The organism is Peribacillus sp. NPDC097197 (assembly GCF_050278025.1).
In the GTDB taxonomy this organism is placed as follows: domain Bacteria; phylum Bacillota; class Bacilli; order Bacillales; family DSM-1321; genus Peribacillus.
Window position 1 is genome coordinate 240,075 of the sequence record NZ_JBNNST010000003.1, and the last position, 18,730, is coordinate 258,804.

General features: G+C 41.0%; 21 protein-coding genes. 5 read left to right on the top strand and 16 right to left on the bottom strand.

The genetic code is table 11. From position 1 onward, the window contains the following. Positions 1-19 precede the first annotated feature (19 nt). From ACQKL6_RS05855 to ACQKL6_RS05870, 4 genes are all read right to left on the bottom strand, one after another. Complete coding sequence (locus ACQKL6_RS05855) at positions 20-964, bottom strand: ring-cleaving dioxygenase (RefSeq protein ID WP_427650767.1); 945 nt, start codon at positions 962-964, stop codon at positions 20-22. A 132-nt stretch (positions 965-1,096) separates the two neighbouring features. Further along, positions 1,097-2,080, bottom strand: a complete 984-nt coding sequence (locus ACQKL6_RS05860; RefSeq protein ID WP_402873649.1) for a ring-cleaving dioxygenase — start codon at positions 2,078-2,080, stop codon at positions 1,097-1,099. Positions 2,081-2,332: 252 nt separating this feature from the next. Continuing rightward, positions 2,333-2,986, bottom strand: a complete 654-nt coding sequence (locus ACQKL6_RS05865) for a 3-oxoacid CoA-transferase subunit B (protein WP_427650768.1) — start codon at positions 2,984-2,986, stop codon at positions 2,333-2,335. A 27-nt stretch (positions 2,987-3,013) separates the two neighbouring features. Further along, positions 3,014-3,715, bottom strand: a complete 702-nt coding sequence (locus tag ACQKL6_RS05870) for a CoA transferase subunit A (protein WP_402986869.1) — start codon at positions 3,713-3,715, stop codon at positions 3,014-3,016. 135 nt (positions 3,716-3,850) lie between these two features. Between ACQKL6_RS05870 and ACQKL6_RS05875 the strand changes: the two genes are divergently transcribed. Further along, on the top strand, positions 3,851-4,741 hold the full coding sequence (locus ACQKL6_RS05875) for a LysR family transcriptional regulator (RefSeq protein WP_402873640.1): 891 nt from the start codon (positions 3,851-3,853) through the stop codon (positions 4,739-4,741). A 104-nt stretch (positions 4,742-4,845) separates the two neighbouring features. Here ACQKL6_RS05875 and ACQKL6_RS05880 read toward each other — a convergent pair whose 3' ends face one another. The 4 genes from ACQKL6_RS05880 to ACQKL6_RS05895 form a co-directional block, all read right to left on the bottom strand. After that, on the bottom strand, positions 4,846-5,520 hold the full coding sequence (locus ACQKL6_RS05880) for a nitroreductase (RefSeq protein ID WP_402873635.1): 675 nt from the start codon (positions 5,518-5,520) through the stop codon (positions 4,846-4,848). A gap of 237 nt (positions 5,521-5,757) precedes the next feature. Next, on the bottom strand, positions 5,758-6,033 hold the full coding sequence (locus ACQKL6_RS05885) for a hypothetical protein (RefSeq protein WP_402986873.1): 276 nt from the start codon (positions 6,031-6,033) through the stop codon (positions 5,758-5,760). Between the two features lie 427 nt (positions 6,034-6,460). Then, entirely contained in the window at positions 6,461-7,246 is a 786-nt protein-coding gene (locus ACQKL6_RS05890) for a GNAT family N-acetyltransferase (RefSeq protein ID WP_402986874.1), read from the bottom strand. An 87-nt stretch (positions 7,247-7,333) separates the two neighbouring features. Further along, positions 7,334-7,882 (bottom strand): GNAT family N-acetyltransferase, encoded by a 549-nt coding sequence (locus ACQKL6_RS05895; protein WP_402987381.1) that lies wholly within the window; start codon positions 7,880-7,882, stop codon positions 7,334-7,336. 222 nt (positions 7,883-8,104) lie between these two features. Between ACQKL6_RS05895 and ACQKL6_RS05900 the strand changes: the two genes are divergently transcribed. Beyond that, positions 8,105-8,482 carry an FAS1-like dehydratase domain-containing protein gene (locus ACQKL6_RS05900; RefSeq protein WP_402986876.1) on the top strand — a complete coding sequence of 126 codons (378 nt, stop codon included), beginning with the start codon at positions 8,105-8,107 and terminating at the stop codon, positions 8,480-8,482. Positions 8,483-8,681: 199 nt separating this feature from the next. Here the strand turns inward: ACQKL6_RS05900 and sfnG are convergent, their stop codons facing one another. The 5 genes from sfnG to ACQKL6_RS05925 all read right to left on the bottom strand — a co-directional run bounded on the left by sfnG (position 8,682) and on the right by ACQKL6_RS05925 (position 14,254). Continuing rightward, entirely contained in the window at positions 8,682-9,746 is a 1,065-nt protein-coding gene (sfnG, locus tag ACQKL6_RS05905; RefSeq protein WP_427650769.1) for a dimethylsulfone monooxygenase SfnG, read from the bottom strand. A 169-nt stretch (positions 9,747-9,915) separates the two neighbouring features. Further along, positions 9,916-11,043, bottom strand: a complete 1,128-nt coding sequence (gene ssuD / locus ACQKL6_RS05910; protein WP_427650770.1) for an FMNH2-dependent alkanesulfonate monooxygenase — start codon at positions 11,041-11,043, stop codon at positions 9,916-9,918. Positions 11,044-11,154: 111 nt separating this feature from the next. Continuing rightward, positions 11,155-12,342: an acyl-CoA dehydrogenase family protein gene (locus tag ACQKL6_RS05915; RefSeq protein WP_427650771.1), complete on the bottom strand. Its 1,188-nt coding sequence runs from the start codon at positions 12,340-12,342 to the stop codon at positions 11,155-11,157. Between the two features lie 31 nt (positions 12,343-12,373). After that, positions 12,374-12,724, bottom strand: coding sequence for a hypothetical protein (locus ACQKL6_RS05920; protein WP_402958059.1), 351 nt, complete (start codon positions 12,722-12,724; stop codon positions 12,374-12,376). 87 nt (positions 12,725-12,811) lie between these two features. After that, positions 12,812-14,254 carry a 4-hydroxyphenylacetate 3-hydroxylase family protein gene (locus ACQKL6_RS05925; RefSeq protein ID WP_427650772.1) on the bottom strand — a complete coding sequence of 481 codons (1,443 nt, stop codon included), beginning with the start codon at positions 14,252-14,254 and terminating at the stop codon, positions 12,812-12,814. A gap of 490 nt (positions 14,255-14,744) precedes the next feature. On the opposite strand from ACQKL6_RS05925, the gene ACQKL6_RS05930 reads away from it, so the two are divergent. Beyond that, positions 14,745-15,356 carry a TetR/AcrR family transcriptional regulator gene (locus ACQKL6_RS05930; RefSeq protein ID WP_427650773.1) on the top strand — a complete coding sequence of 204 codons (612 nt, stop codon included), beginning with the start codon at positions 14,745-14,747 and terminating at the stop codon, positions 15,354-15,356. A gap of 164 nt (positions 15,357-15,520) precedes the next feature. Here the strand turns inward: ACQKL6_RS05930 and ACQKL6_RS05935 are convergent, their stop codons facing one another. Then, complete coding sequence (locus ACQKL6_RS05935) at positions 15,521-15,724, bottom strand: zinc ribbon domain-containing protein (RefSeq protein ID WP_402873610.1); 204 nt, start codon at positions 15,722-15,724, stop codon at positions 15,521-15,523. 28 nt (positions 15,725-15,752) lie between these two features. Further along, a complete protein-coding gene (locus ACQKL6_RS05940) occupies positions 15,753-16,166 on the bottom strand; it encodes a DUF2500 domain-containing protein (RefSeq protein WP_427650774.1) in 414 nt (137 codons plus the stop codon). A 229-nt stretch (positions 16,167-16,395) separates the two neighbouring features. Between ACQKL6_RS05940 and ACQKL6_RS05945 the strand changes: the two genes are divergently transcribed. Both ACQKL6_RS05945 and ACQKL6_RS05950 read left to right on the top strand, forming a co-directional pair. Then, positions 16,396-16,659, top strand: coding sequence for a helix-turn-helix transcriptional regulator (locus tag ACQKL6_RS05945; protein ID WP_402873604.1), 264 nt, complete (start codon positions 16,396-16,398; stop codon positions 16,657-16,659). Beyond that, positions 16,649-16,993 carry a DUF2178 domain-containing protein gene (locus tag ACQKL6_RS05950; protein WP_402873601.1) on the top strand — a complete coding sequence of 115 codons (345 nt, stop codon included), beginning with the start codon at positions 16,649-16,651 and terminating at the stop codon, positions 16,991-16,993. Before ACQKL6_RS05945 ends, ACQKL6_RS05950 begins: the two co-directional genes overlap by 11 nt. 168 nt (positions 16,994-17,161) lie before the next feature. Here ACQKL6_RS05950 and ACQKL6_RS05955 read toward each other — a convergent pair whose 3' ends face one another. Continuing rightward, positions 17,162-17,887: a ZIP family metal transporter gene (locus tag ACQKL6_RS05955; protein ID WP_402986881.1), complete on the bottom strand. Its 726-nt coding sequence runs from the start codon at positions 17,885-17,887 to the stop codon at positions 17,162-17,164. Positions 17,888-18,730: the final 843 nt, after the last annotated feature.

The following is an 18,730-nucleotide window of genomic DNA, read 5'->3' on the forward strand; positions in this document are numbered from 1 at the left end:
ATATTCTCCCCTTGCTTAGTTATCTCACTTTATTGGATGGTACTTGAATGGGAATCAATGATTGAACGAGGCGCTCACGTTGCTGCTCGAATTGGGGCGGCAACATAAGTTTCATCCCCATCGATTCCACACTTTCGTCAATCGCAAATCCTGGTGGGTCTGTCGCGATTTCGAATAAGATCTTTCCTGATTCACGGAAATAAATCGCATCGAAATAGTTGCGGTCTTTCACTTCGGTCACATGCTGCCCATGATTCATTGCATACTCTTGCCATTCCAAGTGGTCGGCTTTGTCGTTCGCACGCCATGCGATATGGTGCACCGTACCGGCACCTATTGTGCCCCGAACGCCTGTGACCATTTTCAAATCGATGATATTGCCGATGTCAGCTAGAGCTTTGAACCGTGTGTAATCGCCTTCTACACCCATCATTTCCAGACCTAACACATCCGTCAATGTAGCGGCCGTTTCACCTGGTTCACATGAATAAAGGGTGGCGCCTCCGAACCCTTTTATCGCCACTTCCCTTGTCACATCGTCCACTGCCCAAGCATTCTCTTCGCCCGCTTCACGAGCGACAAGTTCAAGGTGAAGGCCATGCGGATCGTCAAATTGTAAATACGTTTCGCCAAAGCGCTTCACTTTTTCAAACTCCACATCATATTTCTGTAACCGGTTCTCCCAAAAACCAAGCGCTCCTGTTGGCACGACATACGACGTCACACCCACTTGTCCATCGCCAATCCGCCCCTGACGAGCATTTGCCCAAGGGAAAAAGGTAATGATGGTCCCCGGATTTCCCCCTCCGTCACCGAAGTATAAATGATACGTGCCAGGGTCATCGAAGTTTACCGTTTGCTTCACCAAGCGTAAGCCCAGTACACCTGAATAAAAATCGATGTTTTCCTGCGGATGGCCGACAATGGCGCTTATATGGTGAATCCCTGCCGTCTGTTTTTTCATCTTCGTTTCCTCCTTATTTAGATGAATGCTGAGCACATAGGTCAAAAGAATTTAACCTATTTGCTCAACATTCTTCTTTTTATAAACACACCATGTACACGTACTACCTGCACATGGTGTGAACGGAACTGCTTACAAGTACTCTTTCTCAATCTTCATCGTACTGCGGACCGTATCGATCGGGCGGACCATTTTCTCGATTAGTTCCCGTTTCGATTCTAAAAATGGCGGCAATGATAAGATTTCACCCACCGTTTCATATGGCTCATCGCCCATGAATCCTGGACCGTCCGTAGCCCATTCAAACAATATGCCAGGTGCGACACGTGCATAGAGCGATTCAAAGAAGAAACGGTCCACATAGCCAGAAGTACTGAATCCGAAACTTTCCATACGGTCGATCCATTCCTTCAATACACTTGTATCTTCCACGCGGAAGGCTGCATGGTGCACCGTACCGAAGCCTTGGCGTCCACGTGGCAAGACCGTATTATGTTCCACGATGACTTGTGCCCCATTCCCGCCATCACCAACTTCAAATAAAAGAAGCGACCCTTCTTTGGCAATCTCACGGAATGCCATGACTTTCTCCAGCACTTCTTTAAAATAGTCAATTTGGTCAACCCGTACATGAATCGGTCCCAATCCTGTAATCGCAAATTCAAGCGGAATCGGTCCTTTTTGCCATGGTGTGCCCGAAGCCACTCCCTCATTCAACTCGTCTGATACGAATTGATACTGTTGATCGTCGAAATCAACGAATGATAAAGACTTTTTCCCGAAAAGATCTTGAATGCCTGTATGTTTCACTTGTAGCTTGTCAAAACGTTTGACCCAATATTCGAGAGCGGCATCTGTGGGTACTCGGAATCCCGTTTTGAAAATCTCATTCGTACCATGGGTTCCTTTTGGAATACCTGGAAAATCGAAGAATGTCATATCCGTCCCGGCACTTCCTTTGTCATCCGCAAAGAATAAGTGATAGGTTTGAATATCATCTTGGTTTACCGTCTTCTTGACCAAACGCATGCCCAATACGAATGTGAAAAACTCATAGTTTTTTTCTGCACTGCTTGTTATGGCTGTTACATGGTGAATTCCTTTAATGTGATTCATCAACTTTCTCCCCTTTTCATTGTGCTTCCTGTTTCAAATTATCTCGAATTCGAGATATTATATAAAAATAAATGAGATCGTAATGACCCATTGTTCTTAATTAAAATATATTTAATTCGAGATAATAATATCACATATCTATATCTTGTGCAAATGCTTCTTGAAAGATTCTTACCTTACGCACTAAATCCTAATTTCCCCTCCCCTTCAACATGCAAAGAGAAAATTAGGATTGAACACAACGCCTCACTTTTAGTTTTTAGCTAAACATTCAGGCGCCACAGAAAAATGGGCTTCCGTCTTTTCTTTCACTTCTTCTATGGAAACATCTCCTTGCGTCTCAATTAGAACCATTCCTTCAGGGGTAAAATCAAACACGGCTAGATCGGTGATTAAACGATGCACAACTTTTTGACCAGTCAATGGCAGCGAACATGTTTTTTTGATTTTAGATTCTCCATGTTTGTTCACATGTTCCATAATCACGACCACCCGCTTGGCCCCATTAACGAGGTCCATCGCACCGCCCATCCCTTTCACCATTTTCCCGGGAATCATCCAGTTGGCCAAATCCCCTGTTTCAGATACTTCCATTCCCCCAAGGATGGCAAGATCGATATGGCCGCCACGAATCATGGCGAACGATTCTGCGCTGTCAAAAAAGGCCGATCCCGGAACGGCCGTGACCGTTTCTTTTCCTGCATTGATCAAATCCGGATCTATCTCCTCTTCCCGTGGATATGGACCAATGCCAAGCAAGCCATTCTCTGATTGAAGTAAAACATTGAAATCATCCGGGATCTCATTGGCAATAAGTGTCGGCATCCCAATGCCCAGATTGACATTCATGCCGTCTTCAATTTCCATAACCGCCCTTTTTACGATGACCATACGTGTATCCTTCATCATCAGACACCCCATTCCTTTTAACTTTTATCCTTGTGCAACCGTCCGTCGTTCGATTCGTTTTTGATAATTGGATCCAAGCAAGATCCGCTGTACATAAATGCCTGGTGTATGAATTTCATCGGGATCCAATTCACCTGGTTCGACGATTTCTTCTACCTCCGCAATCGTGATTTTCCCGGCCATCGCCGCAAGTGGATTAAAATTCCTTGCTGTCTTACGGTATACAAGATTCCCAAGCGTGTCGGCTTTCCACGCTTTTACAAGGGCAAAGTCCCCAACAATTCCTCTTTCCAAAAGATACTTCTTGCCATCGAACACCTTCGTCTCCTTTCCTTCTTCTATAGGTGTACCGACGCCCGTCGCTGTATAAAAACCAGGGATGCCTGCCCCACCAGCCCGGATTCGCTCCGCCAGTGTACCTTGAGGCGTTAATTCGACTTCGAGTTCCTTACTTAAGTATTGCTGTTCAAATATTTTATTTTCCCCCACGTAAGATGACACCATCTTTTTTATCTGCTTATTCTGAAGCAACAGGCCCAGACCCCAGTCATCGACGCCACAATTGTTACTGACAACCGTCAAATCTTTGGTACCTTGTTCCTTTAGCGCCTGTATGGCATACTCCGGGATGCCTGACAACCCAAAACCGCCAACGATTATAGTGGAACCGTCCTTAATATCTGAAACCGCTTCCAAAAATGAATGCATCACTTTTCCTTTTTTCATATGTTCGCCCCCTTTAGTATCATAAATATTCTGAATAGTATTATTGTTTAAAGTTTACATTTATATCTCCTATAAGTAAAATACATAAATAGAATATATTGTATGAAAATAAAGAATAAATAGGAGATAAAACGCATGGAACTACGAGACTTACAATCTTTTATCGAGGTTGCGAACCATAACAGTTTTACAAAAGCTGCCGCCCATTCCTACTTGTCACAACCCTCACTTAGCAAAGCCATCAAAAAGCTTGAACAGGAGCTTCATGTTGAACTGTTCGATCGATCTACAAGGCACCTCCGCTTGACCGATGCTGGACGGATCGTCTATCAGCAAGGTCAAAAAGCGCTACAGGCCTTGTCAGAATTGGACGTCCTATTAGATGACCTCAAAGACATTGCGACAGGGGAAATTAAAATCGGGATGCCCCCTCTGATCGGTACCCTTTTCTTTCCGGGAATCGCCCGTCGTTTTCACCAACAACATCCGAATGTCTCAATTGAATTAGTTGAACTTGGCGCCAAGTTGATTGGTCAGCTTGTCGAAGATGGACGAATTGACCTTGGCCTCATTGTCATGCCAGCGAATGAGGCAAAATTCGACATCTACCCGTTCATTCAGGATGAATTCGTTTTATTTGTCCACGACGACCATCCGCTCGCACATCAATCATCCGTCTCCTTGACTGAACTAAAAGAAGAAAAGTTCATCTTATTTACGAAGGACTTCACTTTGCACGACTATGTGATACAAGCATGCGAAGAAAAGGGATTCAGCCCCATCATCTCGTACCAAAGTTCACAATGGGACTTAATCGTCGAATTGGTCTCATCCAGGCTGGGCATTGCATTATTACCCAAATTGATATATGAAAAGCAAACCAACAGTGATGTTAAAATCATCCCGATTGAAAACGCCACACTCCTTTGGAAACTCGGGATTATTACAAAGAAAGGGTCCTATCACTCGTTTGCAGTGAAAGAGTTATTGAAGGTATTGGAGATGAAAACGGATGGGGTTATGTAGGGAAAGGGAGCTAAGTTCTCCTTCTTCAAGAAACGATTAATTTCCTACTCACTATAAAAAGGGCGTAATCCACTTAATCGTTGATTACGCCCTTTCTCGTTAGTCTAGTTATGCAAGGTTACATTGGATTCGATGGGGTCACGTCCCACACGAAAACTATTTACTTTTGCTTCTTGATCAGGATAACCAAAGGAAATGCCAAACAATAACTTCATGTCATCGGAAATGCCAAGTACTTGGCGAACCGTGTCAGCGTGAAAGCCCAAGATTGTCTGAGGAACACTTCCTATCCCGCGTGCAGTCAGTGATAAAAGGAACGACTGAGCATACATGCCAATATCAGAAGCGACACGCACATTATCTCCAAATGAAGGCATGAATAGGAACGCAACATGCGGTGCATCGAAGAATGATAGATTTCGCATGACTTCCTTTTGACGGGCTTCGTGATCCTCCCTAGCTATCTGCAATTCCCCATAGAATGTTTGGGCCTGTTCTATTTGTCGTTCAGCATAACGTCCATAATAGTGATGTAAATCAAATGTAAAATCGGGCGTGGCTTGCCCTTGTTCGCTCGTATTTAAGAGGGCTTTCTTCAATTCCTCTTTCTTTGCACCAGAAACGATATGAACGTCCCAGGGCTGAGTATTGCAATTCGATGGGGTAGCTTGGGCATCCTCTAGAATTTCACGAAGAACTTCTTCTTCCACTGGTGTAGAAAGAAATTGACGTATAGATCTTCGACTGCGTATAACTTCTTGAAAAGAATGATTATCCAACAAACACCTCTCCTTTAGTATGAACTTCCAAAGCCGTTAATTATTACAAAATAACCCTGTATAGTCATACTAAATGAGAATTCATTTATTCTCAAACATCCTGTTTGATGGATTATAATTTAAGCCAATTCTGTCTATTAGATAGCTACTTATTACCCTTATTAATATATCTTGGACATATTTTATCAACAAAAAAAGCACCCTATAAGGATGCCTTCCATTCAATTTGAAATTAAATTAAAATTCACCCTCAAGATACTCCCTAACTTCCATCGTCATTAAATCCAATTTAGACTTTGTCTGCTTCTTCGGGATATCATAATGTTTCTCAAACTTGCACATCTTACAGGAACAATTTAATTTCCCTTTAGATAACTTACCTGGATGTAAAATATAAGGATGTTTTATGTCTGCATGCTCATCGTAATCCCAAACATTCTTAATAATATTTAGTTTACGTTGGATCGATTTGTTCCTTTGATACCGGTAATAAGCTTTTGTACGTTTGTTCACTTTGAAAACCCCCTTAAGAAATGTACCGAGCTTGCAAGAGATCTTAAGAGGTCGTCATTTCCCCTACAAGCAGGTACTAGAGGTTTTCAAATAGAGGTGAACATTTTGTTTCATTTAGTTCCCTCCCCTTGATTGTGATGGGACTAGTTTCCCCACCTTAGATTATATGTGTACCATCCTGTCCATTAAACTTTGTAAGGTATCTAGACAACGACATAGCCACAGTAGATGAGTTTTCTTCAGATCCTAGTAACCCATGAAATTTACCTCATACCGAGGTTTTTTTATGCAATTCTAAACCTCTGAACAATCCTATAATTTGGTTTTGACACGCCGAAATGAATCACTATATCACAGATTTAACCATTTTGCTTTCCTCACACATATTTAAAATGGAAGCGACTCCGGCTAAAATAAAAAAATAACCTTATCCACGAATCTCACTAATACTTTTGCCACTTAGAAATGCGTGTCCCATTGTTAATTTAGCCACTGTTTGAAATCCATACTTCTCATACACTTTTTCTATTGATTCATTTATTGGGAAAACCCAAAGCTCTTTTAGTCCTCTCTTTTTCACTTCTTTTTGTAAAAATTGTATCAACTCACCTATCAGGCCCTTCCCTCTAAATCCCTCCATTGTAGCTACACTTTCCATTCGAGCTTGTGCTCCATCTTCAAAAATGCAAGCAGTTGAACAGGCGTTCCCATCGTACCGAAGAAGATAATGTGTAAAAGAAGGATGATTGAATTGTTCTTTAAAAACCTTCTCAATTGATTCTTTTCCTCCGAACTCTTTAATACTACTTTCTACATCTAAAGCTTCTTGATAATTTTCATCTGTAACGATTTCAACAATAATTCTAGTACTCTTCCGAATGTTAACCACTTGGTTATTCCACAATTGAATAGGACTAGCCAATTCTTCATATCTAAACCTTCTTATTTTTAACTCATTGATGAGATTTTGTTGGCTTTCTATATTATAGATATAAAACCTTGGTATGATTTTTTTAGATTGATAATAATTGATAACTTCTTCGACAACTGACTGTGGATTTAAACACTTTTCAATTATGTGTGCGTGATTTGAGTCATAATAATTTGGTTGGTTTTCATTATAAAATAACGTTCCCCACGAAGTATCCATTCGTTTTGAAAAAGTTTCAAAGTATGTACGATCAAGCATTAAAAGTTCTTTTAACTTCGTCATAAGGTCCCCTCAAAATTCCCGAATTTTTTTAAATAAATTGAATTACATCATATATGTTCCATATTTTTATTCTGCTACCCTGACCCATTAGTAACACAAGGATTTCGCTTCCCATTCTTCTCTTAAAATCCCCATTCGGATAGAGTCGTAAAATTCCCCATTATACAACCGACATTTTCTTAGTCTTGCTTCCATTGTCATTCCTAGTTTTTCTCCGAGTTTAATCATACGTTCATTCCCTGACCAAGTCGTAAAACCTACGCGTACCAATGGTAAGGTATGAAACAAGTGTTCTATCCATAGACGAAGAGCTTTAGATCCGTATCCACCACTCCATAAATTTGGAGTGTAAATGGCTATTCCCATTTCAAGCCAATAAGAGGATTCGTGCTCCCAATAATAACTCACCGTTCCAACCACCTTTCCATTTACCTCAATCGCCCAGCGATTATCTTGATCCACATACCTTTCTTTTTTGGATACAAATTCATCAAATGGTATGTGCTTATGTTCAAAGTAAGGGGCATCCCACTTTTTCCACTCAGGAAATTCATCTTTATACATTAACTCCCATAGTGTATGTAAATCTTCCTCAATAATTGGCCTAATCATTAATCCGCTTTCCTTGTACACCATTGCATTTCCCCCTAGTACCTTTAATTTTCTATATTCATATATATTCTGTACCATGCCTGATATCTCCTTCCTTACTTACCTTCATCGTACTGGTCATGAACGGCAAGGCAGTGGAAGAAGGGATTTGTATTTTTCACCCCGAATATATTCCTTAACGATATAACAAGAAAGGAAATTCAAAAAGAGATATTCTATCAAAAAAACTTTCCGGAGGAGATTTATATGTCTTTACAAGTAGGAGATATCATTACGTTTGAACGGACGTTTACAGTGAGGGATGTTGAATTATTCACGGAGATTTCGGGGGATGAAGGGAATCATCACATAACCCCAGATGAACAGGGGAGGCTTGTCATTCAAGGGTTATTAACGGCTACCTTACCAACAAAAGTAGGTGGGGACCATAACGTACTGGCTCGCACCATGAATTTTGAGTTTATACGACCTGTATTTACGGGGGATACAATAATGTGTGAAGTTCAAATCGATCAATATGAAAGGCAAGAAAATAATCGAACAGCCCTTATGGCCTTGTTCTCATGTAAGAATCAACATGAAAAAGAAGTGTTAAAAGGAGCTTTTTCAGGTATCATCCTTTGAATCTTTCTTAAACTAGGGGCTTAGTAAAATGATAAATAAAATGAATCCATTTCGATTGATCAAAATGGATTCATTATGTACCAATTAATTCGACCACGAATCGGTTTAATTCAACCATGCAAGCTGATTATTCAACCACGCCCAGCCACTAATTCGACCACTCGACTTAATTTTGAAGAGCAGAATAGTCTAGCTATTCTCAAGCAAATACCAATTCTTTTTCTCTGACCATTGGAATGACCTTTTCACCGAACGCTCTCAAGTCTTCTTCATAGTGAAGAAATCCTGTCAGCACGATATCCACACCGATTTTTTTCAGTTCCATAATCCGGTCCGCTACTTGTTCAGCTGTTCCGATTAGTCCTGTCTTAAATCCGTCATTATATTGGACAATGTCTTCAAAGGTGGATTCAGCCCACATTCCTTTTCCATCGGGAGAAGCTGCCCCTGCGGTTTTGACTGATTTTCTAAACCCTTCCACCGCTTCTCGATCCGCATTTTCGACAATATCCCGCAACACTTGTTTTGCCTCTTCTTCTGTATCGCGGACAATGACGAAACCATTCACGCCAAACTGGATGTCGCCTTCACCATTCGCCTTTCTTAGCGCCTTTACTTCCTCAATCTGTTCCTTTATTTTTTCAAGGGTCCCGCCATTCATGAAATAGACGTCCGATACGCGTCCGGCCATTTCTTTGGCAGCTCGAGAATTCCCTCCTTGAAAGATTTTCGGGGGGTTAATAGGTTTTGGTTTTAAGGGCGTGTCGTTCAATCGGTAAAAGTCGCCTCGATAATTAGCTTTTTCTTGTGTCCACATTTCCTTGAGAACCTCGATAAATTCTTCAGAACGACGATACCGTTCGTCATGATCCAACCATGGTTCTCCGTAGCCATGGAATTCCCCTTTAAACCAGCCGCTGACGATATTGACAGACGCACGCCCGTTACTAATATGGTCAATCGTCGAGATGATTTTTGCCATTACACCTGGGTGCCATAGACCAGGCAACACAGCCGTAATGATGTTCAATTTGTTCGTCACAGCGGCAAGAGCTGAAGCGAGGGTAGCTGCTTCTAATTGGTTTTCAGCACCATAGCTAGCGAAAAACCTTGTTTGCAATAGCACATAATCAAAACCAATTTCTTCAGCAATTTGAGCGTAGCGTTTATTATCTTCAAAAGACCAACCTGTTTTTTGTGGAATCTGAGAAACGACTAAGCCCCCGCTAACATTTGGAGCCCAATAAGCAAATTGTAAACTCATCCTTTTTCCTCCTTTATATTCAGAAATCAAAAGGCCCTATCAACATCCCAAAGGAAAGGAATCGATACGAGCCTCTGGTCGTCCAGTGGGCACTATTAAAAAGTGATGTAGTGTAAATGTTATGAACCTAGTAAGAACATCAATGGAGATTCTTTCTTCCAAAGAATAGTTATTTAACAGCAGCCGGCTTGATGTCACCGCCGAATGGACTAAGGAATGTTTTTTGATTAGAAGTATCCTTCCTTTCAATTGGCAACCTAGGGAATAATAATTCCGATACGGTATAGGCTTCTTCTAAATGCGGGTAGCCTGATAAAATAAAGGTTTCGATGCCTAAATCAGCATATTCCTTCATACGCGCCGCTACCGTATCCGGATCTCCTACAAGAGCCGTGCCGGCACCTGTTCGCACTAATCCCACTCCTGCCCATAGATTAGGGCTTACTTCTAATCGGTCTCGGTCTCCTTCATGTAGGCTCGTCATCAAACGTTGACCTTCCGAATCCATCCGCTTAAATACTTTTTGTGCTTGTGCAATGGTTTCGTCATCCACGTGTTCAATGAGCTTATTCGCTGCTTCCCATGCTTCCTCTTCTGTTGGTCGAACAATCACATGAAGTCTTATTCCGAATTTCAATGTTCTTCCTTGCCTAGCTGCAAGTTCACGCATTTTATTGATTTTTTTCTCCACTTGAGCTGGTGGCTCTCCCCATGTTAAATAGACATCAATATGTTCTGCTGCCACATCCATTGCAACGGGCGAAGATCCTCCAAAATAAAGGGGCGGATATGGTTTTTGCACCGTAGGGTATGGTAATTGTCCCCCTTCAATTCGTAAATGGTCACCTTTGAAGCCTACCTCTTCTTCTTCTGCAAGTAATTGTCGCCAAATGGTTAAAAACTCATCAGTTAGCTCATACCGTTCATCATGATCTAAAAAGACACCTTCTCCTGCCATTTCTACAGGATCGCCCCCCGCTACCACATTAATTAACAACCGACCATCAGAAAACCGATCTAATGTGGCAGACATACGTGCGGCAAAGCTAGGTGACATTAAACCTGGGCGTACAGCTACAAGGTATTTTAGATTTTTTGTTACAGGTACAAGTGTAGACGCCACAATGAATCCTTCTTCGCATGTTTTTCCTGTTGGAATTAACACCCCTGTATAGCCTAGATCATCAACCGCTTCTGCAATTTGCTTACAATAGTTATATGTGGCAGGACGAGCGCCTTCACTATTATTTAATTGACGAAAGTCACCGTTTGTAGGGATAAACCAAAAGATTTCCATTTATTAATCAACCTCTTTCTCTAAAATCAAGTTTTATTTAACGGGTTTTTCTGTTTTTTCTTTTGGTAGACGCTTCAGTAAATTCTTTAAAAAGCAGTTGTTACGTACTATTTAAGAATAGGGGGTAATCTCAGGTACCTGACCATTTAGAGCCCAGTTTCCGAGATCCCGAACTTTGTATTCAATCGGATCATGCAAAGTGTGCGTCCTTACATTACGCCAAAATCGGTCAAATCCATACTGTGCTGAAGTGGCCCTTGCTCCCATAACCTCAAACATGCGACTTGTCACCTCTAATGCCGTTTTTGCAACGGAAGCTTTAGCCGTTGCAATCATAATCCCACATTCACCTCGCTCCTGTTCTGTTAGTGACCACTCATTGTCCCACGCTTCTTGTAATGCCACTACCGCATTTTGAGCCAATGCTTCAGAAGCTTTTATCTGTATGAAGAAATCCCCATAGTGACGAATGGTATAGGGGTCAAGAGTTGCTTGCTCAACACCGGAAGTCAACCAAGGGCGAGAAACGCTTCTGGTGTACTTTTTGGCTTCTTCAAACGCTCCTTCCGTCACACCAAGGAGAACCTGAACTAAAATCGTTTGAGCAATATGTGTTCGTAAAGTGGGAAAGAAGCCCTCCTGATGGTGTTCGTAAAAACTCAGTACTTCCTCTTTTTCTAACCGCACATCATTGAACATAACGGTTCCGCTATCTGTTTGACGTTGACCGAAGCTATCCCAATCGCCCCCGACAACTATACCTGTTCGTTTAGTCGGAATAACGGCAATAACAGGCCGGTCATGATCTGGGCTTTTGGCTGAGATAAGCAGTCGGTCCGAGTCTGTGGCACCGGAACAAAAGGATTTCTTTCCATTCAATCGCAATGAATTCCCTTCTTGCCTTACTACTAATCCTTCATCACGTGGATTAAAGGCATTACCCCAGAACCAATCATGTTCGGCTGTTTCTCTATAAAGCTTTTCCTTCTGCTGTTCAGTTCCGTATAAATGAACCGACGTCAAGCACAAAAAGTGGTAACCGAATAAATGAGCCATCGAGCCATCGACTTTAGCCAGTTCACGGGTTATTCGAAAAATGGTTTCCCAGTTCTCACCATGTCCCCCCAAATGCTTGGGAACGTTAAGAGAGAGTAATCCACTTTTGCGAAGTAAATCACGTTCCACTTTTGCCGTTCCACCTTGTTTATCTCGTTGAACGGCAGTTTTTGCGAATTCATTTGCTAATGATTGGGCGATTTCAAGATAATCCAGTTCTGTTCCTTTTTCAGCTATATTCATGAATGAGGATCCTCCTTCAAATGGACCAGATTTAAATCATATATTTATTGGTTTCCGTTTCCTTCATAAATTCGTTGAGCTTTTTAGTTAATCCGCCATTCCCGAATCGTATATATTTATGGCGGTCATCTTTCGCATTCTCTTCTGATACAAAGTCCAAAAAGGCTAGAAGATAGATTCGACGGTGAATAATATTAACGATTCCATCATGATGAAACCATTTATCTATCGTGTTATACACCCCTTTATTCACCCTATATTGCTGCTGACACAATAGAAAAAACTCGATATCCGGTAGGTTAAGATACTCGCTTTTTTCCAGATTTCTCTTTTGTAGGGGATGTTCAGAAAGTTCGAATATGCTTAATTTCTCATCATTCATACTGAATGCTCCTTAATCATTGTTGGTTTAGAACGTTTACTAGCAAGACTATGATGGACGGGTTCAATCTCTTTAGCTTACTTCCCCCTACTTACTTGTTTCCCATAATAACCGCCAAATCGGCTCCGTGAAGGAAGCGTGGTCTGCTTCACTATACTGACTGGCAAAAGCACGAACGGGATCTCCCGCATAGAATCGTTCATACAGTTCATGCCGCGACCCTAAAGGGCTCCCAATTAGATCCCAGGCCAGTTTAAATAACTGTACTTTTTTCTCCGCACTGACCGTCTTTCCTTCAAAGTAGTGTTGCATGTGGTTTGAAATCACTCCAAAGAAATCTTCGAATCTGGAGGGAACCTGAACAAATCCCCCACCGCCTATTTGTTGTAAAATCTCGATGGCCCTCGGGTAAAAACGGGTTCCAATGTTTCGAGCTGTATGGATATAGGATAGGTTTGGTACTAGCACTCCCGCCTCATCCGGCTTAGCTTGAACTTCTGAGGCAATCACGAGCGCTTTCATGGTATCAACCTGGGTAAGCAGCTCACCAAGTTTTTCCTGCACATGCAAATATTCATTCACACCTATTGCCTCCGCTACCGCAAAGGCCACCCCCGTCACGAATTCCAGCTTTGCCACGTACCGAACAATATTCTGATGAAAAGCAAGGGAATTAGCCGTTTCGTTGGCTCGAAGTGCTAATACATTCTCTGAATTGCCATGAAGCAAGACCCTTTCCCAAGGAATGAAGACATCATCGAAAAATAGCACGGAGTCCATTTCGTCATATCTAGCACTTAAAATATGGTCGCTTTTCCTCAGATCAGCAAAGGATTCGCGACAAACAATATGAAGACCCTGGGAGTTTGCTGGAACAATCAGAACATGTGCGTGTTTGGCCTGTTCCGGTTTGAATTTCAGAAAGGACGAGATGATAAAATCATGGGCATAGGGAGCACCCGTCGCAATCATTTTTGCCCCGCGGACAATCATTCCATCACTTGTTTCTCTAACAATATGGAGAAACCTGTCTGCCACTCTGACATCCTCCAGACCACTCGAGCGATCAATTTGCGGATCGACAATGGCAGTTGTTAAGAACAAATCATGATCCCTTGCCTCTGTATAGTAAGCTGTGATCTTCGATTCAAAATGGGGATCAAGAACACCCAATTGCTTCCTGGCCGCATACCATCCCGTAATCATGGATCGTGCATAATCAGACAACCTGCTCATCATGCCATGAGTCTCTTTAGACCAATAATGAAAGGCCCGGCTACGCTTTTGTAAATCTTCTTGTGTATAGGGGACTAAAAATGAACTATGTGCATATGACTCTCTATCAGGCAATTTAAACCCAACGTTGTCTCTTTCTTTGGGATCATCGAGCATATTAAAGAGATGTGTAATGGTTTCGAGCGTTCCTTTAAACGCAGGATGCCCGGCCAAGTCGGTTAACTTTTCCCCTTCTAGTAATACGCTACGTTCATCATTCAAGCTTTGAATAAAGCGATCTCCTCTGCTCAGCACTTACGAACCTCTTTTCATCCAAATTCAATCAAACCGTAAGCATACAAAAAAAACAGACACCTTTATTGTTTGCTTAAACATCAGGGGATTTAAGCTTACATAAAAGTCTCTGGTAGTCCAGTCGACATATAAAATTAGACAAGTTCTTACATATACCTATAAATCACATGAATAAAATCGGAATTTGATATTTATTATAGCAAGACTCCACTCCGTTGCAACAAACAATTAAGGCATTTTTGACGTTTAGAGGACAGTGAATAACGAAATGTTCGATTAAGTAAAGTAAAACCACATTATGATTTATATTGTATTTTTCATGTTCCATCCGTTCTGGTCCCTGCTCCAATCACAAATATAACAATTCCTATTGATTATATATGAATTGATGGTCTATTATATTAATACAACATTGATACGAATAAAAGCATAGAGGCGTCAACAAACGATAATCACTTTACGTTCTACTTTCAATCTTTAGGAGGAAAAAATGGAAAGCCATCAACCGATTACAGATCGACGAATCATCCGGACTCGTGAAGTCATCTATGAAACTGTTATTTCTCTACTATCCGAAAAGGAATTTTCACGAATATCTGTCAAGGACATCACCAATCAAGCCAATATCAGCCGTTCTACATTTTATACACATTATCAAGACAAATATGATTGGTTAGATAAAACGGTCCAAGAAAAATTATCAGAATTAAAAGAATCCTTGATGAAGTCCATGCCGAATCATGGAAATGACCAATCTAACCTTGAAATGGCTGATCCCTACTATGAGTCTTTCTTTGAAAATATAGCTATAAATCAAAAGTTCTACCACACCATGTTCACTAAAATAAAATCCGAAGAATTTCTTCAAAACCTATATAAAGTGATTAGGGAGAACCTTTACCTTCGCATTTCAAACATGAGTAAGGAACAAAGATTATTGGTCCCCTTAGATATATTGCTTGATTATAGTAGTTCATCTATCATTGGAATCACAAAGGTATGGGTGGAAAAAAACATGATTTACAGCCCTCATTACATGGCCTTACAATTAACTCGTTTAGCGATTGTCAGCCTTTATAGAGCAATGGGCAAAGTGAATTAAATGCTTTCTTAAAATAATGAATATCGGATAGAACTCTTAAAACATACCAAACAAGTAGCCTTTTCAAAAGTCCCTTTTTCAAGTGAAAAAACGCAAAAGAAAAAAGGCAGAAATGTTGTGATCGACATTCCCGCCTTTTGGGACAGTCCCTTCTCTTCCAAAGATTAACCAAAGAATAAATCGAGCAGGTTACTTCCTGTGGACGATTGCCTATTATAAAATTCCGAGTACCCGCACTTCTTGCAATACACAACCGTAAATTGATTATTTTGGACATCGAACATCTTCGACAATCCTGTTCCCGTCATTGCCACGTCCTTCTTAGCCGCATCATCACTACCGCATTTTATACATCCTTTTTCACTCATGATTCCTCATCTCCCAATCCAATTGAATTCAATGTAAGTTTTCTTCCGTCTGCTTTTTCCTAGAAAAATCTATAAATCTTGTTCCCTGGAAGGTTAACGTGCCGATATCTCCTTCAGCAAGCAAACCAAACTCCTTGCCTGAAATACGAAATTCCGTTCGATCACCACTGTCAAATTCACATGTTATAAAGTAGGTCGTAGAGGAAGAATACGAATGGACATCGTTATCATGGAAATGATTATGCCTTGTGACATTCGTCCGTTTACTTATGACATGTGCCGGAACAGATAAACGAGGCGATTCTTCATTTTCCTTCCACTGGCTAAGGCCATTGAATACATTCACTATGAATAGTATGAGAATGATAACAAAAATAATTCCTATAAATACTGGTGCCGCTGTGAAAAGCCCATCCCCTCCACCAACATCCACATCGTACATATGATATCCTCCTTGTTTTGATAATAAGCTATACGGATAATCTGAAAGAAAGTTCCAACAAACATCCAATAAATGTATTTTTTTACACTCAAACAACATGATAGTTTCCATTGAAAAACGCTTGGGATCCCCAAGCGTTTTTACTTTTTATATCTCAAATTGCATAATAATATTTATCTTTTGTATAAGTTTACTTTACTTTTCTATAAGTATAATGTACTGTAAGATTATGGTAAAAAGGAAGGTGACGACTTTGAAGAAAGCAGTTGAGGATTATGTTGAAAATAAAGTATATGAACACCGGGTTTTAAAAAGATTGTCTCAAAAAGAATTGGCTGCCGCTGTGGGAGTATCCAAACAAACCATTTATGTGATGGAAAAGAATAATTACTCACCTTCTCTTGTTTTAGCTTTTCGAATAGCTGATTTCTTTAACGTAGAGGTAAACGATATCTTTATTTATGTGAAAGGGAGTGAACAAAATGAAAATTGAAGAACTATCAAATTCAGTCTTTTATCCTTTAAAAACCTGGACAGATGAATCAACTGGCAATTGGAATATGCTTATTGGTATCAGCTTTGTATTGCTTATAGTCGGAGTGATCCTCATCTATGTATTCTATAAAAAAATGGGTGCGGCTGACGAAAGGACCATTCAAATATCTTTAAAAGGCGCCCTCATTATGCTATATGGAATCATTTTATGCGACATCATCTTCCCGAAAGAATATATGTGGCAAATTTTCTTCTTATTTAAATATTCTCTTGCTTTCATAGCTTCCGGAATATATCTAGCTTTTCGATATAAAAAGGACTTTTTAAACTAATATTGTTCTAGATGGACTTGAACATAAATAAGAGAACGTACAACAGTGACGTTTCTTCCATAACAAAACAGCCACTTCCTTTCTGGAGGTGGCTGTTTTAAATGAGTTGATGACAACTAAAATAGTACGGATACACTTATCAATTTTATTAAACGCATTCTATTACACTCACATCGAATCCAGAACCAGTGAAACGAGCAGCCCCGCTGAAGCGAAGATTCCAGTGATTGGACCTGAGTCTTCATACGCTTCAGGCATCATGGTGGACGCAACCATGGCAATGATTCCTCCACCTGCAAAGGCGGCCATTCCTGCCATCATCGCTTCCGATGCTTGATCGAGGAAGAGATAGCCCCCCAGTGACGACATGGCCGAAATGATCAATACGGAAAACCAGAGAGCCATGATTTTCTTCTTCGAATAGTGGCTATTCACTAACCCCGTCGTACTGGAAAGTCCTTCTGGAATGTTGCTGATAAAAATGGCGATGACGAGCAACCAACTGACCGCCCCGCCGCTGATCAAGCTGGCGCCGATCATGATCGACTCCGGTATCGCATCCATCACGGTCCCAATAAAGATGGCCAACCCAGCTTCCTTTGTAGAAGCATGATTGGAGCGTTTCCTTTTAGATGCACCCTTTTTGGAAACAAGAAAATCCAAACCGGTAAACACTGCTGCACCTGCTATGAAACCTATGGACGTCGCCATGATCCCCCCATCCCGAACGGAATCGCCTAAAAGCTCATAGGCGGCTGCCCCGATTAAAACGCCCGTCCCAAATGCCATGATGTAACCGATCGCTTTCTTTTTAATTGGAACAAATAAAGCCATAAGCGCCCCAAGCAAAACGGCCGAACCTGAAACTCCACCCCATAAGACTGCGTTCCACATGGACCTTCCTCTTTTCTTCTTTTTATAAGTTAGTACCCAAGATGGCCCTGTGCCAAACGAACAAAAAATCTAGAAGTTTAAGGGTCATTTATAAAAAAATGCATATTTCATGTCATGTACCCATCCCAATAACTTTGTAGGACCAATGGGTGCTACTGAACCTACTGGAATCACTGTGGTACTGGTTTAGCAGAGTTCGGATTTATTTACAACACAACAGCTCAAACAGTGGCTGCCGGAACGGATGTTACTTTTGATACAAATGGAACAATTACACCGGGTATTACGCATACAGCAGGTTCACCCGATATAACCGTTACCACACCAGGAACCTACGAAGTTACTTTCTCAGTACGCCTCAACAAACTAGCCAATTCGGTTTAACTTTAAATGGCGCATTGGTTCCAGGTTCCGTTTATGGATCCGGTTCAGGTAGCCAGGAAATTACCGGCCAGGCTCTGGTCACCTTAGCTGATGGGGATGTTCTCACCCTACGAAACGTCACAAATTCGTCTATCACTCTTCCGACTGGAACAGGGGGCGCAGCAGGAACGCTTCTATTATTCTTAAAAAGTTGGATGCAACTGCTTAATACTCTATATGAACTCCCCATTTTTTATGATGGGGAGTTTTTCATTGAAACCCACCTCTCCACTTGCGATAAACAGTATTTATTTACCATTTTTCAATATCCCATATAAGGAAAGTTCTTTAGACACTCGTAAATTAGCATGTTTTTTCTATAATTTACCACCATTACGTGAAAAGGAGAAGGTATTAATCCTTATTTTCCCATAATTGGTGTTCCTACAAACTATTCATTTTGGCTGATTCGAGTTTATC

Excerpts from the sequence above, each read along its gene's own strand:
- ACQKL6_RS05950 (WP_402873601.1), top strand. The coding sequence starts at position 16,649 with ATGAAAATTGAAGAACTATCAAATTCAGTCTTTTATCCTTTAAAAACC.
- ACQKL6_RS05860 (WP_402873649.1), bottom strand. The coding sequence starts at position 2,080 with ATGAATCACATTAAAGGAATTCACCATGTAACAGCCATAACAAGCAGT.
- ACQKL6_RS05900 (WP_402986876.1), top strand. The coding sequence starts at position 8,105 with ATGTCTTTACAAGTAGGAGATATCATTACGTTTGAACGGACGTTTACA.
- ACQKL6_RS05935 (WP_402873610.1), bottom strand. The coding sequence starts at position 15,724 with ATGAGTGAAAAAGGATGTATAAAATGCGGTAGTGATGATGCGGCTAAG.
- ACQKL6_RS05895 (WP_402987381.1), bottom strand. The coding sequence starts at position 7,882 with ATGGTGTACAAGGAAAGCGGATTAATGATTAGGCCAATTATTGAGGAA.
- ACQKL6_RS05855 (WP_427650767.1), bottom strand. The coding sequence starts at position 964 with ATGAAAAAACAGACGGCAGGGATTCACCATATAAGCGCCATTGTCGGC.
- ACQKL6_RS05920 (WP_402958059.1), bottom strand. The coding sequence starts at position 12,724 with ATGAATGATGAGAAATTAAGCATATTCGAACTTTCTGAACATCCCCTA.
- ssuD (WP_427650770.1), bottom strand. The coding sequence starts at position 11,043 with ATGGAAATCTTTTGGTTTATCCCTACAAACGGTGACTTTCGTCAATTA.
- sfnG (WP_427650769.1), bottom strand. The coding sequence starts at position 9,746 with ATGAGTTTACAATTTGCTTATTGGGCTCCAAATGTTAGCGGGGGCTTA.
- ACQKL6_RS05955 (WP_402986881.1), bottom strand. The coding sequence starts at position 17,887 with ATGTGGAACGCAGTCTTATGGGGTGGAGTTTCAGGTTCGGCCGTTTTG.
- ACQKL6_RS05945 (WP_402873604.1), top strand. The coding sequence starts at position 16,396 with ATGGTAAAAAGGAAGGTGACGACTTTGAAGAAAGCAGTTGAGGATTAT.
- ACQKL6_RS05875 (WP_402873640.1), top strand. The coding sequence starts at position 3,851 with ATGGAACTACGAGACTTACAATCTTTTATCGAGGTTGCGAACCATAAC.
- ACQKL6_RS05890 (WP_402986874.1), bottom strand. The coding sequence starts at position 7,246 with ATGACGAAGTTAAAAGAACTTTTAATGCTTGATCGTACATACTTTGAA.
- ACQKL6_RS05865 (WP_427650768.1), bottom strand. The coding sequence starts at position 2,986 with ATGAAGGATACACGTATGGTCATCGTAAAAAGGGCGGTTATGGAAATT.
- ACQKL6_RS05915 (WP_427650771.1), bottom strand. The coding sequence starts at position 12,342 with ATGAATATAGCTGAAAAAGGAACAGAACTGGATTATCTTGAAATCGCC.
- ACQKL6_RS05870 (WP_402986869.1), bottom strand. The coding sequence starts at position 3,715 with ATGAAAAAAGGAAAAGTGATGCATTCATTTTTGGAAGCGGTTTCAGAT.
- ACQKL6_RS05940 (WP_427650774.1), bottom strand. The coding sequence starts at position 16,166 with ATGTACGATGTGGATGTTGGTGGAGGGGATGGGCTTTTCACAGCGGCA.
- ACQKL6_RS05930 (WP_427650773.1), top strand. The coding sequence starts at position 14,745 with ATGGAAAGCCATCAACCGATTACAGATCGACGAATCATCCGGACTCGT.